This window comes from Bradyrhizobium sp. Kon37, from assembly GCF_055807535.1.
Window position 1 is genome coordinate 1 of record NZ_JBVVOY010000009.1, and the last position, 16,833, is coordinate 16,833.

15 protein-coding genes are annotated in these 16,833 nt (G+C 63.5%); 10 read left to right on the forward strand and 5 right to left on the reverse strand.

Going from position 1 to position 16,833, the window contains the following annotated elements; translation table 11 throughout:
- Window positions 1-366: NYN domain-containing protein (locus AC0L3J_RS18500; RefSeq protein WP_473348033.1), on the forward strand; the 366-nt coding region annotated here is incomplete at its 5' end.
- A 442-nt stretch (window positions 367-808) separates the two neighbouring features.
- Here AC0L3J_RS18500 and AC0L3J_RS18505 read toward each other — a convergent pair.
- Window positions 809-1,300 carry a transposase gene (locus tag AC0L3J_RS18505; RefSeq protein ID WP_371259991.1) on the reverse strand — a complete coding sequence of 164 codons (492 nt, stop codon included), beginning with the start codon at window positions 1,298-1,300 and terminating at the stop codon, window positions 809-811.
- A 578-nt stretch (window positions 1,301-1,878) separates the two neighbouring features.
- On the opposite strand from AC0L3J_RS18505, the gene AC0L3J_RS18510 reads away from it, so the two are divergent.
- The 3 genes from AC0L3J_RS18510 to AC0L3J_RS18520 all read left to right on the forward strand — a co-directional run bounded on the left by AC0L3J_RS18510 (window position 1,879) and on the right by AC0L3J_RS18520 (window position 4,183).
- Window positions 1,879-2,124 carry a PilZ domain-containing protein gene (locus AC0L3J_RS18510; RefSeq protein WP_027516316.1) on the forward strand — a complete coding sequence of 82 codons (246 nt, stop codon included), beginning with the start codon at window positions 1,879-1,881 and terminating at the stop codon, window positions 2,122-2,124.
- A gap of 465 nt (window positions 2,125-2,589) precedes the next feature.
- Window positions 2,590-3,222: a hypothetical protein gene (locus AC0L3J_RS18515; protein ID WP_473348034.1), complete on the forward strand. Its 633-nt coding sequence runs from the start codon at window positions 2,590-2,592 to the stop codon at window positions 3,220-3,222.
- A 70-nt stretch (window positions 3,223-3,292) separates the two neighbouring features.
- Window positions 3,293-4,183 (forward strand): aldose 1-epimerase family protein, encoded by an 891-nt coding sequence (locus tag AC0L3J_RS18520; protein ID WP_473348035.1) that lies wholly within the window; start codon window positions 3,293-3,295, stop codon window positions 4,181-4,183.
- Window positions 4,184-4,213: 30 nt separating this feature from the next.
- Here the strand turns inward: AC0L3J_RS18520 and AC0L3J_RS18525 are convergent, their stop codons facing one another.
- The gene (locus AC0L3J_RS18525; RefSeq protein WP_473348036.1) at window positions 4,214-5,062 is read right to left on the reverse strand and encodes an MBL fold metallo-hydrolase; all 849 of its coding nucleotides are present in this window, start codon (window positions 5,060-5,062) and stop codon (window positions 4,214-4,216) included.
- Between the two features lie 247 nt (window positions 5,063-5,309).
- Here AC0L3J_RS18525 and AC0L3J_RS18530 point away from each other — a divergent pair, with 247 nt between their 5' ends.
- On the forward strand, window positions 5,310-6,122 hold the full coding sequence (locus tag AC0L3J_RS18530) for a winged helix-turn-helix domain-containing protein (RefSeq protein ID WP_473348037.1): 813 nt from the start codon (window positions 5,310-5,312) through the stop codon (window positions 6,120-6,122).
- Between the two features lie 231 nt (window positions 6,123-6,353).
- Here AC0L3J_RS18530 and AC0L3J_RS18535 read toward each other — a convergent pair whose 3' ends face one another.
- The gene (locus tag AC0L3J_RS18535; RefSeq protein WP_473348038.1) at window positions 6,354-7,160 is read right to left on the reverse strand and encodes a transglycosylase SLT domain-containing protein; all 807 of its coding nucleotides are present in this window, start codon (window positions 7,158-7,160) and stop codon (window positions 6,354-6,356) included.
- A gap of 98 nt (window positions 7,161-7,258) precedes the next feature.
- A complete protein-coding gene (locus AC0L3J_RS18540) occupies window positions 7,259-8,401 on the reverse strand; it encodes an alpha/beta hydrolase family protein (RefSeq protein ID WP_473348039.1) in 1,143 nt (380 codons plus the stop codon).
- Between the two features lie 141 nt (window positions 8,402-8,542).
- On the opposite strand from AC0L3J_RS18540, the gene pgm reads away from it, so the two are divergent.
- From pgm to AC0L3J_RS18565, 5 genes are all read left to right on the forward strand, one after another.
- Entirely contained in the window at window positions 8,543-10,189 is a 1,647-nt protein-coding gene (pgm, locus tag AC0L3J_RS18545; RefSeq protein WP_473348040.1) for a phosphoglucomutase (alpha-D-glucose-1,6-bisphosphate-dependent), read from the forward strand.
- Between the two features lie 189 nt (window positions 10,190-10,378).
- The gene (locus AC0L3J_RS18550; RefSeq protein ID WP_247816936.1) at window positions 10,379-11,428 is read left to right on the forward strand and encodes an aromatic ring-hydroxylating dioxygenase subunit alpha; all 1,050 of its coding nucleotides are present in this window, start codon (window positions 10,379-10,381) and stop codon (window positions 11,426-11,428) included.
- Window positions 11,429-11,434: 6 nt separating this feature from the next.
- The gene (locus AC0L3J_RS18555; protein ID WP_473295037.1) at window positions 11,435-12,187 is read left to right on the forward strand and encodes a GntR family transcriptional regulator; all 753 of its coding nucleotides are present in this window, start codon (window positions 11,435-11,437) and stop codon (window positions 12,185-12,187) included.
- Window positions 12,188-12,197: 10 nt separating this feature from the next.
- Window positions 12,198-13,178: a PDR/VanB family oxidoreductase gene (locus AC0L3J_RS18560; RefSeq protein ID WP_473348041.1), complete on the forward strand. Its 981-nt coding sequence runs from the start codon at window positions 12,198-12,200 to the stop codon at window positions 13,176-13,178.
- Between the two features lie 259 nt (window positions 13,179-13,437).
- Entirely contained in the window at window positions 13,438-14,490 is a 1,053-nt protein-coding gene (locus AC0L3J_RS18565) for a SphA family protein (RefSeq protein WP_473348042.1), read from the forward strand.
- A gap of 91 nt (window positions 14,491-14,581) precedes the next feature.
- Here AC0L3J_RS18565 and AC0L3J_RS18570 read toward each other — a convergent pair whose 3' ends face one another.
- Window positions 14,582-16,543: a putative bifunctional diguanylate cyclase/phosphodiesterase gene (locus tag AC0L3J_RS18570; protein WP_473348043.1), complete on the reverse strand. Its 1,962-nt coding sequence runs from the start codon at window positions 16,541-16,543 to the stop codon at window positions 14,582-14,584.
- Window positions 16,544-16,833 lie beyond the last annotated feature (290 nt).

Here is a 16,833-nt window from a genome sequence, read left to right on the forward strand (position 1 = left end):
AAGGAGTTCATCGACGCCTCCGGCCGCCGCAAGGTCAAGGGCAACATGGACATCGAGCTCGCCGTGAACGCGATGGAACTCGCCGAGCACATCGATCAGATGGTGCTGTTCTCGGGTGACGGCGACTTCCGCTCCCTGGTCGAGGCCGTTCAGCGCCGCGGCGTGCGGGTCACAGTGGTCTCCACAATCGCCAGCCAGCCACCGATGATCGCCGACGAGCTGCGCCGCCAGGCCGATGTCTTCACCGATCTCATCGAGCTTCAATCCAAGGTCGGCCGCGACCCATCCGAACGCCCCGCCCCGCGCGACCGCGGACACATGCCTAGATTCTTGCAAGAGCCCAAGGGAAACGACTCCCTCGCCTAAACGATCGGCGAATGCGACTGGACAGGTCGGTAAGGAACGCTTTTGAGCTACCCGTGGCACCTACCTGTTCCTTCCGGGCGTGCCACACATCGGCAGTAACCTCAGACAAGATCGCGACGCGTTCCTGTGACAGTGTCGCCACCCGCCAAGATGGCTCTTTCGAAGAGCTTGGGGAGATGGTGGTCCGTGGGGGCGCGGCCGATCCAGCCACCGTTGCTAAGTGCGAGCTCGCTAAGCCACCGATCAGATGTCAAAGCTAAAGAATAAGGGCCTTTTCGCCGTCACCTGGTGCGATGTTTCTTTGGGTCTTGGGTGTGTGCAAACGAATAGGTCGGCAAGCGGCCGTGGTCGCCAATCGGATGCATCGCGTCGGAGCGTCCAATGACCGGTCAAAGTGGTTATCGCGACGCGATATTGCGCTTTTGGAGGCACTTTCTGGCCTTCAGGCGGCGCAAATGGCTGCAATCAGGCGCGGTTTGCCGACGATGTTCATTGCCCGGGTGAGGTTATAGGCGAGAACATGCAGCGCCATCTCAGCGGCAACATTCCGTAGGCGCTTCATCAGGAAGTGGGTCGCACCCATACGGGCTCTGATCGTGCCGAAGGGATGCTCGACCGTCTCGCGCCGCGTCCGCATGGCGTCGGGATTGGAATCGAGCCGTCTCTGGAATGTTGGTGTAGTGATAGGGCAGCAGCTGGCCGGACGGGCAGCGGTAGACGTCCTCATCAGGCGGGTAGGCGAAGTCCTGTTTGCCGAACCGACCTTCCGCCTTGGCGTTCGAAGTGACGGGCTTGGGCAGCGTGACTGCAAAGCCAGCCTCTTCGCAGGCCAATATCTCCTCTCCGTCGAAGTAGCCACGGTCGGCGACCGCCTCGAGTTTGTCCACTTCGAGCACTTCTTTGGATTTCTTCGACATCCGAGCAAGCTGCCCACGGTCGTTGCCGACGTTTATGACCTCATGCGTAACAATCAGATGGTGTTCGGTGTCCACCGCGACCTGGACATTGTAGCCGACGACACGCGTCCGCTGGTGGCCATCGAACAGGCATCCGGGTCGGTCAGCGATATCTGTTGATCCGGCGTGTTGCGCATCTGCGCATCAAGCGCCGAAGCTGCGTTCGCAATGTCAGCTTGCGTGGCCAGAGCCGAACTAGGTAACGCACCTAGGGCGATCCATGGCGTACGCTTAACCATCTGTAAGGTATCATGCATTTAAGATGGAGGCTTCCTAGCCTCACCATTTGTATATATGAGATTGCCGTGGCCTCAGATAATGATGACGAACTGGCTGTTTTGACGCGAGAGATCGCAGACATGGCGATCTATGTTCGGGATCAAACAGTTCTGATCGAGGTTCTTGAAGAGGATGGACATGACGTGTCCGAGTGCCAAAGAGAGCTAGCCAGGGAGCGATCGCATTTGGCGACACGGATCGCGAGGCAATTCAGGCTGCTCGAAATAACGTCGGCTCATGAAGGAAACGAGCCGGTCTCGCCGACCCAATGATAACCATGTCGGATCGCCGGAAGATCGACCGTGCGGAGGTCGACTTAGCCGCCTACATTTTTGGAGATGGCGGCAGCCAACGTTGCCGCGTGTTCAACATCTCGGAGGACGGGGCGGGGATCGAGTTGCAGACGAAGTTGCATATGCGTGCCACATTCAAGATGATGTTGGAAAGAGACCGTATCATCAGAGATTGTCGTCTGGTTTGGTGCAGCGAAACTCGCATCGGCGTTGTGTTCAAAACGGATTAAGTCGGCTAGGCCCATCCGCCATCACCGCGGGATTTCGGTGCTATTGCGCCATATCGGCCGGCCTGTCGCCCTGGTGAAGTGCGCGCAGAGATCTCCTCCAGGTTATCATCGTCTTCGGTCAAGACAAGAACGCTCTCAATTCGGATCTCGATCATGCCGGTTACCGCCGAGGGCGCGTGTCCGAAGGGGCCAATCGTAACCTCTGTCCGCGCTCCACTAGCGTTGCGGTGTACCAACCAGCGCCATCTGCGGCGCAACTGCAAGCCGCAATCGTTTCGACCGTAGGCTCAGTCTCCACTGCAAGTGCTGGACCATATGACTGGACGAGCAATAAACCATATGTTGCTTGCGCACAGCAGGCTTACAGCCACGGCCAGGTAGTTACCCAGTTCTACGGTCATACGGCCGGTGTGATCGCCTACAACCGCGATCGTCGCGCTTGCAACAGGCAGAATGGCTACCCGGATGCCTAACGTTGTTCACGCGGTGATCGGCGACTTCAAGTTCCCCGACCGCATCGTCCTCGGCACCGCCGACGAGTGCGGCCGCAAGGTGATGAGCGACAACTATGGGCCGCTCTCGCTGAACCAGGCGCCGCTGATGTTTACGGAACGCCGCACCGCCGAGATGATCAAATACGCCGCCAACGCATTCGTCGCGACTATCACCTTCATCAACGAACTCCGCAGACGTCTCCGAAAAGTCCGCGCCAACGTGCAGGAGGTCGCGCGCGGCATCGGCCTGGAAAACCGCGTCGGCGCCAAATTCGCATGCAGGTCCCGGGTTCGGCGGTCGTGCTCTCCGAAGGACACGAAGGCGCTGATCAAGATCGCGAAAAATCACGACGTGTCCTTGCATTGTCCTCGCGGTCAACGAGAACCGCAAGCGCGCGATGGCGCGAAAAGTGAGCCAGGCCCTCGGCGGCTCACTGGCGCGGCAAGACCACCGCCGTGCTCGGCTCACCTTCAAGCCGGATACCGACGACATGCGACGGCTTCGTCTATGAGAGCGTCTGACGGTCGTCCCAAGCTAAACTTAAGCTCGGCCGGACAATGCGGAGTTGAGCGTCGCTTCCCCAATGAGGAGCGGACGGAATAGTCTTCAGTGTGGTATGCTGCTCGCCGGCGAGCATTTCGTTCATCAGCCTTGGCTTCCGATGAGGACGGTCATGACCGACGCCACGCACACGATCCGCAGCGGCGGGCTCACCGCGACCATCAAGGCGCAAGGCGCGGAGATGTGTTCGCTGGCGAGCGATGCCGGCATCGAGTTCGTCTGGCAGGCGGAGCCCGCCTGGCCGCGCCATGCGCCGCTGCTGTTTCCGATCGTCGGGCGCCTCGCCAATGACGAATTGCGGCACCGGGGCAGGACCTACCGGATGACCCAGCACGGCTTCGCGCGTGACAGCCGCTTTGCGTGGGTGGAACGTGGCGAAAGTCGCTGTGTCCTGACGCTCGAAGACAGCGAGACGACGCGCGCGCTCTACCCCTTCGCGTTTCGCCTGACGGCAACCTATGCGCTCGACGAATCCGGTCTCGATCTTTCACTCGTGATCGCGAACACCGGCAAGGAGATATTGCCGGCCTCGCTCGGCGGCCATCCCGCTTTCAACTGGCCGCTCCAACCGGGGCTGGCGAAGGAGAGCTACGCGCTGAGCTTCGCGGACGCAGAGCCATCGCCCGTCCGCCGTCTCGACGGCGGCTTGCTGCGCCCGGCAACGCAGCCGAGCCCGATCCAAGGCTCCGTGTTGCCCTTGTCCGAATCCCTGTTCGTCGACGACGCAATCATCTTCGATCGGATCGCGAGCAATTCGGTCCGCTATGCCGTGGAGCAGGGCGCCTCCACCGGGCCGTGGTTGAAAATGTCATGGCGCGGCTTTCGCGAGCTCGGCGTCTGGTCGAAACCATCGGGCGCGCCGTTCCTCTGCATCGAGCCCTGGCGCGGCTATGCCAGTCCCGCCGGCTTCGACGGCGAATTCACTGACAAGCCGGGTCTGATGCACATCGCGCCCGGGACGGAAGAGCAATTGTCATTTCGGATTGAGGTTGGATCGTCCTGAGGTCGGACGGTCTTCGCGCATCTCGAGTTCTCAGACCTCGATCCGCGTGAGATCCTCGCCGAGCACGACAGGACCCGAATAGTCCCGTCTGACGTCCGCAAGCAGCGCGTTCAGCATGGAATCGTCGGTGCGAGGCCGGTGATGTGTCAGCGCGAGCTTCTTGATGCCGGCATTAGCCGCGACCTTGCCGACTGTATCGCCGCAGGCGATCGTGAATTTCGCAAGCCGGCGCAGGTGCTCGTTGTCGATCTCCGGTGTGGCGAGGAAGCAGCACTGGACCAGCAAGTCGGCCCCCTCAGCCAGTCGCTCGAGACCGGGGCAGGGCACCGTGTCGCCCGAAATTGCGATGACCTTGCCCTCGGCCTCGAAGCGGTAGCCGAGACACATCCAGCGTGCGAGGAAGGCCGGCGACATGTCGAGGCCGTCGCCATGCGAGACGAGTTCGGCGCTGATCTTCCAGCGCCCGGTGTCGAGAACGAGGCCCGGTATAATGTCGGTCGCGACGACTGGTTTCCAGCCGCCGAAGCTCGGCTCGCCCTGATCGCGCCAGGCGATGTCCTTGTCGTAGACCTGCGTGACCAGCGTATTGACGAGCCGTTCGGTATCCGGCGGACCATAGATGCGCAGATCGTCCTTGCGCCCGTGCAACCATGAATTGAGCATCACGTCGTAGAGGTCGCCGATGTGGTCGAAATGGTGATGGGTGAGAAAGACCGTATTGATGGAGCCGAGCGGCACGCCAGCCTTGCTGAGCTGCACCATGACGCCGCGGCCTGCGTCGATCAGGATGTTTTCCTCGCCGAGCCTGATCAGCGTGGTCGTCGCCATGCGGCGCGGGTCTGGGCGCGGGCCGCCGGTGCCGAGCAGGATGACTTCCATGGCGCCGCCTCCTGGGACAGACTTTTCGGGGCGCCACAGTAGATTTGAAGTTCTTGGCGTGGCAAGCGGCCGCGGGATGGGCTTCAGCTCGCACAACAGCCGCTCGTACGGGGCTCCCGAACATGCTGCGCGAGATGAGAAGTGTGGGCCAATTCATACTTAATCCAGTTGGATCGTGACCAATGTTGTTTGGGCGCGCTAACGCGCCTAGTATTGCAGCAGGCAATTCGAGGGGGCTCGAACAGTCGTGAATGTACGTTCACAGGACGGCGCGCTCGGCGACCTGAGCTTCCAGGTCGGCCCGCAAGCACACAGGACATCCAACATCGTGGCTGATTCCGCAGGTCAGGAATTGCGTGTCGCTGGCCGCGAGCGACTGATCGTCGTCGAGGACGATCCGGTGACGCGGACGATGCTGGTCGGTTATTTCAGCGAGAACAATTTCGACGTGGTCGGCGCCGGCTCCTGCGCCGAATGCCGCCAGGCGCTGCGGACGCGGACCGATCTCGTCTTCCTCGACCTGCAGCTGCCCGACGGCGACGGCTTCGATCTCGCCAAGGAGATCCAGGCGACCAGCAATGCGGGCATCATCTTCGTGACCCGCCGCGACACCGACGTCGATCGTATCCTCGGCCTCGAGATCGCGGGCGACCACTACGTTACCAAGCCGATCAATTTGCGCGATCTGCTCGCACGCGCGCGAAGCGTGCTGCGGCGGCGCTCGATCGACCGCAAGGCGGCGCGCACCCACAATTCGATCGCGTTCGGCGACTGGATCATCGACCTGACGCGGCGCGAGCTGCTCGGCAGCGACGGCAAGCCGGTGGCGCTGACGCGGGCCGAATTCGACCTGCTCGCGGCGCTCGTCGGTGCCGACGGCAGGCCGCTCAGCCGCGACTATCTGATCGAGGTCGTCAGCAACCGCCAGGCCGAGGTCGACATCCGCACTGTCGATGCCCTGGTGGCGAGACTGCGCCGCAAGCTCGTCGGCAGCGGCACGCCCGTCATCACCACCGTCACCGGCGTCGGCTACAAGCTCGCGCTGAGCGAGCGGCTCTAGACTCGGGCGCAGCACGAAATGGTGCCGGCGGCGCCATCGGGTTCAGCCACTGAAACCGACCAGGAACCGAATCGCGAGAAAGGCCGACAAGGCCACGGCGCCAGTCGCGACGATTGCAAACAAAACTCTCAAACTATTGTGCATGATCTCTATTCAGGTTCGGTTTCAAAGTTCGGTTTCAAAAATGTCGTTCGTCCAACCGCTGCTCGTCTCAAGGCAGCAACTCTAATTCTATTGGCGTGATGCGACCCGTTTCCACTTGGCTTCGACGCGAGCCTTGATGAGGCGGACCCGGGCTTCCTGTGCTGCCCAATATGCCCTGCTCGCTGCGGCCGTGCCTTGGCGGTACCGCGCGTAAATCTCCTTCGGCTGTGCCGGTCTCTTTTGGCTGTGTGCTGACTTCTGATGGTGCGCTGACTTCGAGATGGCGGGCGGCGTAGTTGGTGCCGGTGCCACATCTGGGACGGCCGCAGCCTGGTTTCCCACACTCGTCGAGTTCATGGAGACAAGACGGTTGCGGGCGCGATGACAATAGACCTGGGAGCGCGGAGTCATGGACTCCTCGTCATGACCGGCTCGATATTTCATCAGGGCGCGGCAAAGGTCCCCGCCTGCCAGGCGCCATGCGCGGCTCAGATACAGAACGCCGTAGTGGATGTTGATATCGGGCTCTGCGAGCTCTGCGTTATTTCCCCGAAATCCGAGCATCGCTGCCGTTTCGGGCCGAACCTGCATGAGGCCGATCTCGCCGACGGTGCCGATGGTGGCCGGATTGTATCCGCTTTCAACGAAGACGACGGCCTCGGCGACGTCGGCGGGCAGATCGGTCTTGGCCGTTTCTCTTTCGATGATTTTTCGAATCGCTGCCCGCGATGCCGGCGTCTCTCCGGCGCCGAGATCTGCATTGTGACCGCCGGCCGCCAACGCCGGTGCCACCTCGTTCTGAGCGTGCACGGAGGTGGACGCCAACCAAAGCACAGCGATCGCAACGTGTGTCCACGTCGCGCGGGCATTGACGTGTGTTCGATCCCGCAGCATGGAGACGTATTATCTCTTTCGAGTTAACAACCGATTTTCTGGCGGCCCCGGGGCGCGGTCCGGCTCGGACGGCGCGGGCGGCCAGCGGCGCATTGAAGCTATCGCGACCGCGAGCTCTGGTCGGTTGATGTGCTTGGCGCAGCCCCGGCCAATTTGTCGTCGACCGCATAGAGCGTGCAGGTGGGTGACCATTTTGTGCAGGCGCCAAGTGAATCGCGCTGGGCGTCGTCGGCGGTCGCGCGCCCCGAACGCCAGCCGTAACCGCCGTTCGGCGACACCGCAAAAGCCTTGTGCGGCATCGTGCTGGCGAGATAGCGCGCGAACTCGGCGCGCGCGGCCTCGCTGAGCTGGCCCGGCGGCGGGAGCGGATCGGGCGGGCTCAGGACATCGTGGCCGAGACCTCGCTCGCGCAGGAAGGCGTCGAGATACGGCGTCCATTGCGGACGGCTCGCGACCGAATAGAGATAATGGCCATCGTCGCCATAAGGCGGCGCTGCGATGAATTTCGCATTGCCGCCATTGGCGCGAAATCCGTCATGAAGGCGGCGCGCGAGTTCGGGACCGAAGTAGGAATCGTTGCTGGCATAGACCCACAGCATCGGCGCGCGCGAGGTTTTGCCGAACGTGGCGAAGGCCTGCACCAGCCCGTTCGGATTGCAGACGTCGTCGTCGTCGCGCGAGCCGCGCCCGCCGGCAAAGCTGATCGCGGCGACGAGACCCGCTGGCGCCTGCGCGGTCAACGCGACGGTGGCGAACCCGCCGGCGGAATGGCCGGCCGCGATCATGCCTGATGTGGTGACGTCGGCCCTGCGCGCCATCGCCTCGATCGCCGCGCGCAAATCCGCCACCGCGACCGCCGCCGCCGGCAGGTAAGCGGCATTGGCGCAGCCGCCGACGCTGTCGACGCGACCGCCGGGCGAGGTGCCGTAGCCGCGCCGCATCACGATCAGCGCGGCAAAGCCGCGCCGGGCGTATTCGAGAGCGATGCCGTAATATTTGTGCGCGGACATCGTCGCGCGATCGTCGAAACTGCGCGGTGAGCCGTGGCTGAGCAGCGCGAGCGGATAGCGCCTGGTCCCGGCCGGCCGGACCAGGAACGCCTCCAGCCCCTGCGGTCCGGCCTCGGCCATCGGGATACGCAAATCCTCGGTGTAGAACTCCGCGGCCACCGCATCGGGCGCGATGCCAGCCGTCGCAAGCCAGGCCATCAGAACAACCAACAGCCTCTGAAACAGCGTCATGCCCCGACTCGAAAAGCCCCGATCGAAAGACCATAGCATGATCTCAGGAACGGCCGCCCCATCGCGGGTGTTGTGCCCTTGGCGGGGGCTTGGCCGATGCTATGGTATCGCGCAATTCTACGACAGGACGAGGTATATCCAGTGGCTGATGTTCATCCCGCGGCGGGCAAGCAGGCCTCGCCGGACGCGCTCACCAACGTTCCGCGGCTGGTGACGGCCTATTTCGCCGGCAAGCCCGACGTCGCCGATCCCGCCCAGCGGGTGGCGTTCGGCACCTCCGGCCATCGCGGCACCTCGTTCAAGACCAGCTTCAACGAGGGCCATATCCTCGCGACGACGCAGGCAATCTGTGATTACCGACGTGAAAAGGGGCTGACCGGTCCGCTCTTTATCGGCATCGACACCCATGCGCTGGCCGAGCCCGCGCTGGTCAGCGCCGTCGAGGTGTTCGCGGCCAACGGCGTCGACATCATGATCGACAAGGACGGCGGCTACACGCCGACGCCGGTGATCTCGCATGCGATCCTGACCTACAACAAGGGCCGCAGCTCGGGCCTTGCCGACGGCGTCGTCGTCACGCCCTCGCACAATCCGCCCGAGGACGGCGGCTACAAATACAATCCGCCGCATGGCGGACCCGCGGATACCGATGCGACCTCCGTGATCGAGAAGCGCGCCAACGCCTATCTCGCCGACGGCCTCAAGGGCGTGAACCGCATCGACTACGCCAGGGCACGCAAAGCCGCGAACGTCCACGCCTATGACTACGTCACACCCTATGTCGCCGATCTCGGCAACGTCGTCGATCTCGACCTGGTCAAATCCGCCGGTGTCAATATCGGTATCGATCCGCTCGGCGGCGCCGCCGTGCATTACTGGCATCCGATCATCGAGCGCTACGGCCTGAAGGCGACCGTGGTGAACGAGGCGATCGACCCGACGTTCCGCTTCATGACGGTGGATTGGGACGGCAAGATCCGCATGGACTGCTCCTCGCCTTACGCGATGGCGAGCCTGATCGCGATGCGCGACCGCTTCGACGTCGCGTTTGCAAACGACACCGACGCGGACCGCCACGGCATCGTGACGCGCACCGGCGGCCTGATGAATCCGAACCATTACCTCGCGACCGCGATCTTCTATCTGTTCGCGCACCGCCCGAACTGGGGCAAGGACGCCGCGATCGGCAAGACCGTGGTGTCGAGCTCGATCATCGACCGCGTCGCGAAAAAACTCGGCCGCAAGCTGGTCGAGACCCCGGTCGGCTTCAAATGGTTCGTCGATGGCCTGCTCACAGGCGGCTTCGGTTTCGGCGGCGAGGAGAGTGCAGGCGCCTCGTTCCTGCGCCGCGACGGCACGGTGTGGACCACCGACAAGGACGGCATCATCCTCGGCCTGCTCGCCGCCGAGATCATGGCGAAGACCGGCCGCGATCCGAGCCAGCTTTTCAACGACCTCACCGCCGAGTTCGGCGTGCCCCATTACGCGCGCATCGACGTCGCCGCCACCACGCCGCAGAAGAACATCCTGAAGTCCGTCACGCCCGAGCAGCTCGGCCTGAAGGATCTCGCCGGCGATCCCGTCCGCGCCACGCTGAGCAAGGCACCCGGCAACGGCCAGCCGTTCGGCGGCATCAAGGTCGAAACCGATTTCGGCTGGTTCGCCGCGAGGCCGTCAGGCACCGAGGACGTCTACAAGATCTACGCGGAGAGTTTTCGCAGCCCCGAGCACCTGAAGGCGATTCAGCAGGAGGCTCAGGTGGGGTTGGCGAAGGTGTTCGGGGCGTAGCCGACGCGGGCGCCTACCCGCGTACAAGCCCGGGCATGACGAGTTTGCGGGTGCGCCGCTGGGACAATATCTCGTCTGTATACCGGAACAAGAATAACGGTATTTTGGTAGGGCAAATTCGGCCTTGAACCATTCCACTCCTGCGCTATTGTATACATAACGTATCCACTAGCCTTGGGAGTGAGACCGGTGACAAAACCCTTCCCGATGAACGCCTGGTACGCCGCCGCCTGGGACGCCGACGTGAAGCCGGCACTGCTGCCGCGGACGATCTGCGGCAAGCACGTCGTGATGTACCGCAAGGCCGATGGCTCGGTGGCTGCGCTGGAGGATGCCTGCTGGCACCGCCTGGTGCCGCTGTCCAAGGGCCGGCTCGAAGGCGACACCGTCGTCTGCGGCTATCACGGCCTGAAATACAATGCGCAGGGGCGCTGCACCTTCATGCCCTCGCAGGAGACCATCAACCCGTCGGCCTGCGTGCGCGCCTATCCCGTGGTCGAGCGTCACCGCTACATCTGGCTCTGGATGGGCGATCCCGCGCTGGCCGATCCCGCGCTGGTGCCTGACCTGCATTGGAATCACGACCCGGCCTGGGCCGGCGACGGCAAGACCATTCACGTCAATTGCGACTACCGCCTCGTGCTCGACAATCTCATGGACCTCACCCACGAGACGTTCGTGCACGGCTCGTCCATCGGCAACGAGGCGGTCGCAGAGGCGCCGTTCGACGTCACCCATGGCGAGAAGACTGTGACGGTGACGCGCTGGATGCGCGGCATCGAGGCGCCTCCGTTCTGGGCGAAACAGCTCGGCAAATCCGGTCTCGTCGACCGCTGGCAGATCATTCGCTTCGAGGCGCCGTGCACCATTGCCATCGACGTCGGCGTGGCGCCAACCGGCACCGGCGCGCCCGAAGGCGACCGCTCGCAGGGCGTCAACGGCTTTGTGCTCAACACCATCACGCCGGAGACCGAGAAGACCTGCCACTATTTCTGGGCCTTCGTGCGCAACTATCAGCTCGGCGAGCAGCGCATCACCTCCGAGATCCGCGAGGGCGTCTCCGGCATCTTCCACGAGGACGAGCTGATCCTCGAGGCGCAGCAGCGCGCGATGGACGAGAACCCGGATCGCATCTTTTACAATCTCAACATCGACGCCGGCGCGATGTGGACGCGCAAGCTGATCGACAAGATGGTGGCAAAGGAAAACCCGCCGCAGCACCTCCAGGCCGCGGAGTAAGCCGACATGGCCGAGCGTGAGGTCGACCGCTCCGTCTCGCAGACGGTGAAGGCGCAGCTCGCGCTGCGCGATCAGCTCCTGTCGGGCTCGTTGCGTCCGGGCGAGCGCATCTCCGAGCTCCAGGCGGTGGAGACGACCGGCGCCTCGCGCACCCCGGTGCGCATGGCGCTGGTGCGGCTGGAGGAGGAGGGCCTCTTGGAGGCGATTCCCTCCGGCGGCTTCATGGTGAAGGCGTTCTCCGAGCGCGACATCTCCGATTCCATCGAGCTGCGCGGCACGCTGGAGGGGCTCGCCGCGCGCTTTGCCGCCGAGCGCGGCGTGTCCGCGCGCGAGCTCGAGCCGCTGAAGGAGTGCCTCGCCGCGATCGACGAGCTGTTGCGCCAGGTCCCGATCTCGGTCGATGCGTTCTCGTCCTATGTCACGCTGAACGCGCGCTTCCACGCCCTGCTCACCGAATTGTCGCGAAGCCCGCCGCTGATCCGGCAGATCGACCGCGCCTCGTCGCTGCCGTTTGCATCCCCGAGCGGTTTCGTGATGGCACAGTCGGCGCTGCCCGAGGCGCAGCAGATCCTGATCATCGGGCAGGAGCACCACCGCGTCGTGATCGACGCCATCGAGAACCGCGAAGGCGCCCGCGCCGAAGCGGTCATGCGCGAGCATGCGCGGCTCGCGGTGCGCAATTTGCGGCTTGCGCTACGCAACCGGACCCATCTCGACCTCTTGCCGGCGCTTGCGCTGATCAAGACCGCAACCGATTGAGGGGAGTGTCATGCGCTTCATCGAAACCTGGATTCCGGCGACACTCGTCTCGAGGCGCGATCTTGCGCCGAGCATCCGCGAATTCCTGATCCGGCCGGACCAGTTCGATGGCGCCGCCTATCCGGTCGGCAGCCACATCAATATCAGCGTCACCATCGACGGGCAGCCGGAGACGCGGTCCTATTCGCTGGTCGGGGAAGCGTCGTCGCAGGGTTTAAGGATTGCGGTGCGCCGCGCCGAGGATTCGCGTGGCGGCTCGCGCTATATGTGGTCGTTGCAACCGGGCGCGCGGCTCGACATCACGACGCCCGCCTCGCTGCTCGCGGTCGATTGGGCGCGTCCAAACTACTGCCTGATCGCCGGCGGCATCGGCATCACGCCGATCCTCGGTGCGGCGCAGGCGCTGGCGCGGCGCGGCGTCGATGTCACGCTGCATTACGCGGTGCGCTCGCGCGCTGAGGCCGCCTATCTCGACGATCTCGCCGCAACGCTGGGTGACCGCCTGGTCGTTCACGCCAGCGATGAGGGCAAGCGGCTCGATCTCGACGCCCTGTTCGCCTCAGTGCCCAAAGACACGCTGGCGCTGTTCTGCGGCCCGATGCGGATGCTGGATGCCGCGCGCCACGCCTGGATCGGCGCCGGCCACCCGCTTCCCGATCTTCGCTACGAGACTTTTGGTTCGAGCGGCACGCTGCCGACCGAGACATTTCGCGTGCGCCTGAAAGGCTCCGATGTCGAGCTGGAGATCCCACGCGAGCGCTCGATGCTGGATGTCCTCAACGCCAGCGGCCACGACGTCATGTACGATTGCAAGCGCGGCGAATGCGGCCTGTGCGCCATCGACGTGGTCGCCGTCGATGGCGAGATCGATCATCGCGACGTCTTCTTCAGCGACCATCAGAAGCAAAGCAACCAGAAGATCTGCGCCTGCGTCTCCCGCGCGCGGGGCACCATCACGGTTGACACACTGCTGCGAGTGGATGCGGTCTGAGGGGGGTAGGGCGTCTCCTCATACGCTTACCCCACGAAGGCAGGCCTTGTCCGCCCTGTTCGGGGGCCGGCACTCTTGGTCGAGCCGAGACTGCGTCGTCGCCGTAATACTAATATCCGCCGCTGTTACCATTCTGTCACGGATTTGGACGCTGCTTGTGCCCTAGTATTGGATGCCCGTCGTAACTTAAGGCTCCGCGGTTCGCGGGGCGCTTTGCAGTAGCCCGCCACTGGTTGCAAATGCCGCCCAGAGGTTTGCAATGAGATCAAACAAGCCGGGAAGCTGCGTCATCAACTATGCGACAGCGGTGGCTGCTCTCGTGCTTTGCGCTGATGTTTCGCATGCCGACCAGGGCGGTAGCTCATTCTGGTTTCCGGGTCAGTTTGCGAGTCTCGCCGCCATGCAGCAGACACCGGGCTGGGCGCTCAGCGTGATCGATTACCATTCCAGCGTCGCCGCCGCTGGGAGTGCTGCTGCAGCCAAAGAGATCCTGGCCGGCAAAATTCCCGCGAACGTCAATGTAAATTTGAATCTGAGTCTGAGCGGGCGCGCCGATCTGGTCGCCCTTACGCCATCGTATACATTCGCGACGGCGGTGCTTGGCGGCCAGTTGGTCGTAGGCATATCGGGCCAGTACGGCAGAGCCGCCACCAGTATCGCCGGAACGCTGACTGCGATAGCCGGACCGATTGTGGTGACGCGCACCGGAATGCTGGAAGGATCGCTTACCTCCTACGGCGACCTCGCACCGTTCGCGGAACTGCTATGGAACCATGGCGTCGACAATTACATGGCTTACGTCACGGGCAATGTTCCCGTCGGCGACTATGATCCGACGCGGATTCCCAATATCGGGCTCGGGCACGGCGCGATCGACATTGGGGGCGGCTATACCTATTTCGACCCGGCGGCAGGAAACGAAATCTCGGGCGTCGCCGGCCTGACCTACAATTTCAGGAATCCCGACACCCAGTACCGGAGCGGCATCGATTTCCACTTCGACTGGGGCGCATCGCACTACCTAACGAAGCAGCTTTTCGTCGGCATTGTCGGATACGCCTACCAGCAAATCACCGACGATTCCGGCCAGAACCCGATCCTCGGTGGTTTCAGGTCACGCGTTTTCGGTGCCGGTCCGCAAATCGGGTACAGCTTCCCGGTCGCAGACATGCAGGGCTTCCTTGGTCTGAGGGGATACGGCGAATTCGGTGCAGCCAACCGTCCGTCAGGATGGAATACTTGGCTGACGTTCACCATTTCCCCGTCCGCGCCTGCCGCCATAGCACCCACGAAGCATCTGGTTGTGAAATAAACCTCGTGCCAACCGGACGTCGGCTGCGATCGGCCGGTGTCAAATGGGTCAATCGCATCACTTTGGCCGTATGCCGGCCGATTCTGCTCGCCTACGCCGCGTAGGTCGCCCGCAACTTCTTCGGATCAAGCAGCGCCAGGACGCCATCCGCCGACACCGGCCGGCTGATGAGATAACCCTGAACTTCGTCGCAACCGACCTGGCGCAGATATTCGAGCTGGTCGGCGGTCTCGACACCTTCGGCGACCACGCCGATGCGAAGGTCGCGCGCGAGCCCAATCACGGATTTCACGATCGCGGCGCAGTCCGGCTGCACCAGCATATCGCGGATGAAGGACTGGTCGATCTTGATACGGCTGAACGGCAGCTTGCGCAGATAGGTCAGCGAGGAGAAGCCGGTGCCGAAATCGTCGAGCGCCACGGTGACGCCGAGCTCCAGCAGCGCGTTCAGGACCGACGCGGCGGAGGCGTATTTCGACAGCAGCATCGATTCCGTGATCTCGATCTCGAGGCGGTGCGGGGCGATCTTCGCCTCCGCGAGCGCCTGCACGATGATCTGGAGGAGGCCGTTGTTGTGAAACTGCGCGGCCGAGAAATTCACCGCGACCCTGATCTCTTCGGGCCACTCGGCAACCGTCGCGCAGGCGCGGCGGACGACCCATTCGCCGATCTCGTGGATCAACCCGGTTTCCTCGGCGATCGGAATGAACTCGCTCGGCGGCACCAGCCCGCGCTGGGGATGCTGCCAGCGCAGCAGCGCCTCGAACCCGGTGATGCGGTTGCCGCCGAGGTCGAGAAAGGTCTGAAAGACCAGGAACAGCTCGTCCCTGGCGATGGCGCCTTCCAGATCCGATTGCAGCGCCTTGCGGTCGCGTGACGAGCGGTCGTCGGCCTCCTCGAAGAAACACACCGTGCCGGGTCCGGCCTTCTTGGCGCGGTAGAGCGCGGTGTCGGCGTTCTTCATGATGTCGAGTTGCGTGCTGCCGTCGCGCGGCGCCAGCACGATGCCGACGCTGGTCGCGCCGACGATCTGGCGGCCCTCGATCTGGAACGGTTCATCGAAGGCCGCGACGAAGCGCTCGGCGATCTCGAGCGCATCCTCGGGGCGCGCCAGATTGGCCATCACCAGCGCGAACTCGTCGCCGCCGATGCGTGCGACATGCTCGGCCGCGCGGGTGCAGCGTTGCAGGCGGCTCGCGATCTGGACCAGAAACTCGTCGCCGGCGGGATGGCCGAACTTGTCGTTGACCTCCTTGAAACGATCGAGATCGAGCAGAAGGACCGCGAATTCCTCGCCGGACAGAGCGAGCCGCTTCAAGGCGGCATCGAGCGTTTCGTTGAACGCGACGCGATTGGGCAGATGGGTCAGCGGGTCCTGCCGCACCGTACGTTCGGCCTCGATCTGCCGTATCACGCGCCGTGCGAACGCGATCGAATTGACGAACACGCTGCGCAGCAGCACCGATCCGTAGACCACCACCAGGAAGGCGATCAGCAGAAACGCCGGATCGCCATTCCTGCCGAGGCAGATCGCGATGCCAGCGAAGATCGGGGCCGTGAATGCGATCGCCGCGATCGGGATGGTGGCGAAGGCCAGCGCGCCCCCCGCCAGCATCCCCGAACAAAGGCAGGTGATGACGAGCTGCCCGCCGGTTGAGGCATCGGCGAAGAATGCGACCGGAACGGTGCCCCAGGCGGCGCCGAGGATGAAGGCATTGCGCACCAGCCGATGCATGGCCCGGCGCGAGACGAATTGCGGTTTGGTGATGCGGCGCGCGGCATGGGATTGCAGGCCGAACGCGATCGCGGCGCCCGCCACGATGGCGGCCCAGATCAAGGCCAGCTTCAAGTCCGGCGAATGCCACAGCGCGACGACGAGTACCCCGGCGTTGCAGGCATTGGCCAGCATGATGCCGACCGAATAGCCGAGCACCAGCGACATCTGTTCGGCGCGGATATGGCCGGCGACGGCTTCGTCGGTTACGGGACCGCCAAAGGCCGACAGATCGCCGGCGAACAGCCGCGCGAAATAGCTGGTCGTTTGAGTCCGCATTCCAGAGCCTAGCAGCATGGGCCGCTTGTCCGGCCCGGTCCGGAGAATTCGCTGCAAACCTTTGACGAACTATGAATGATCTGAGCTTGCGACGATTGCTGTGACCACTTCTGCGTGTTCGCGATATTGTATCGATAACAAATCGATACAAATGCGAGGCGCGGTCGTCATCGTCGTCGCGGCAGGAGCATGCTCACAACCAACTCCGCTGTCATGCCCCGCCTTGTGCGCACTTGCGCACTGGGGCGGGGCATCCAGTACGCCGCAGCCTATCGAGGAATCACTGCCGT

Excerpts from the sequence above, each read along its gene's own strand:
- AC0L3J_RS18510 (WP_027516316.1), top strand. The coding sequence starts at position 1,879 with ATGTCGGATCGCCGGAAGATCGACCGTGCGGAGGTCGACTTAGCCGCC.
- AC0L3J_RS18515 (WP_473348034.1), top strand. The coding sequence starts at position 2,590 with ATGCCTAACGTTGTTCACGCGGTGATCGGCGACTTCAAGTTCCCCGAC.
- AC0L3J_RS18520 (WP_473348035.1), top strand. The coding sequence starts at position 3,293 with ATGACCGACGCCACGCACACGATCCGCAGCGGCGGGCTCACCGCGACC.
- AC0L3J_RS18525 (WP_473348036.1), bottom strand. The coding sequence starts at position 5,062 with ATGGAAGTCATCCTGCTCGGCACCGGCGGCCCGCGCCCAGACCCGCGC.
- AC0L3J_RS18535 (WP_473348038.1), bottom strand. The coding sequence starts at position 7,160 with ATGCTGCGGGATCGAACACACGTCAATGCCCGCGCGACGTGGACACAC.
- AC0L3J_RS18540 (WP_473348039.1), bottom strand. The coding sequence starts at position 8,401 with ATGACGCTGTTTCAGAGGCTGTTGGTTGTTCTGATGGCCTGGCTTGCG.
- AC0L3J_RS18555 (WP_473295037.1), top strand. The coding sequence starts at position 11,435 with ATGGCCGAGCGTGAGGTCGACCGCTCCGTCTCGCAGACGGTGAAGGCG.
- AC0L3J_RS18560 (WP_473348041.1), top strand. The coding sequence starts at position 12,198 with ATGCGCTTCATCGAAACCTGGATTCCGGCGACACTCGTCTCGAGGCGC.
- AC0L3J_RS18565 (WP_473348042.1), top strand. The coding sequence starts at position 13,438 with ATGAGATCAAACAAGCCGGGAAGCTGCGTCATCAACTATGCGACAGCG.
- AC0L3J_RS18570 (WP_473348043.1), bottom strand. The coding sequence starts at position 16,543 with ATGCGGACTCAAACGACCAGCTATTTCGCGCGGCTGTTCGCCGGCGAT.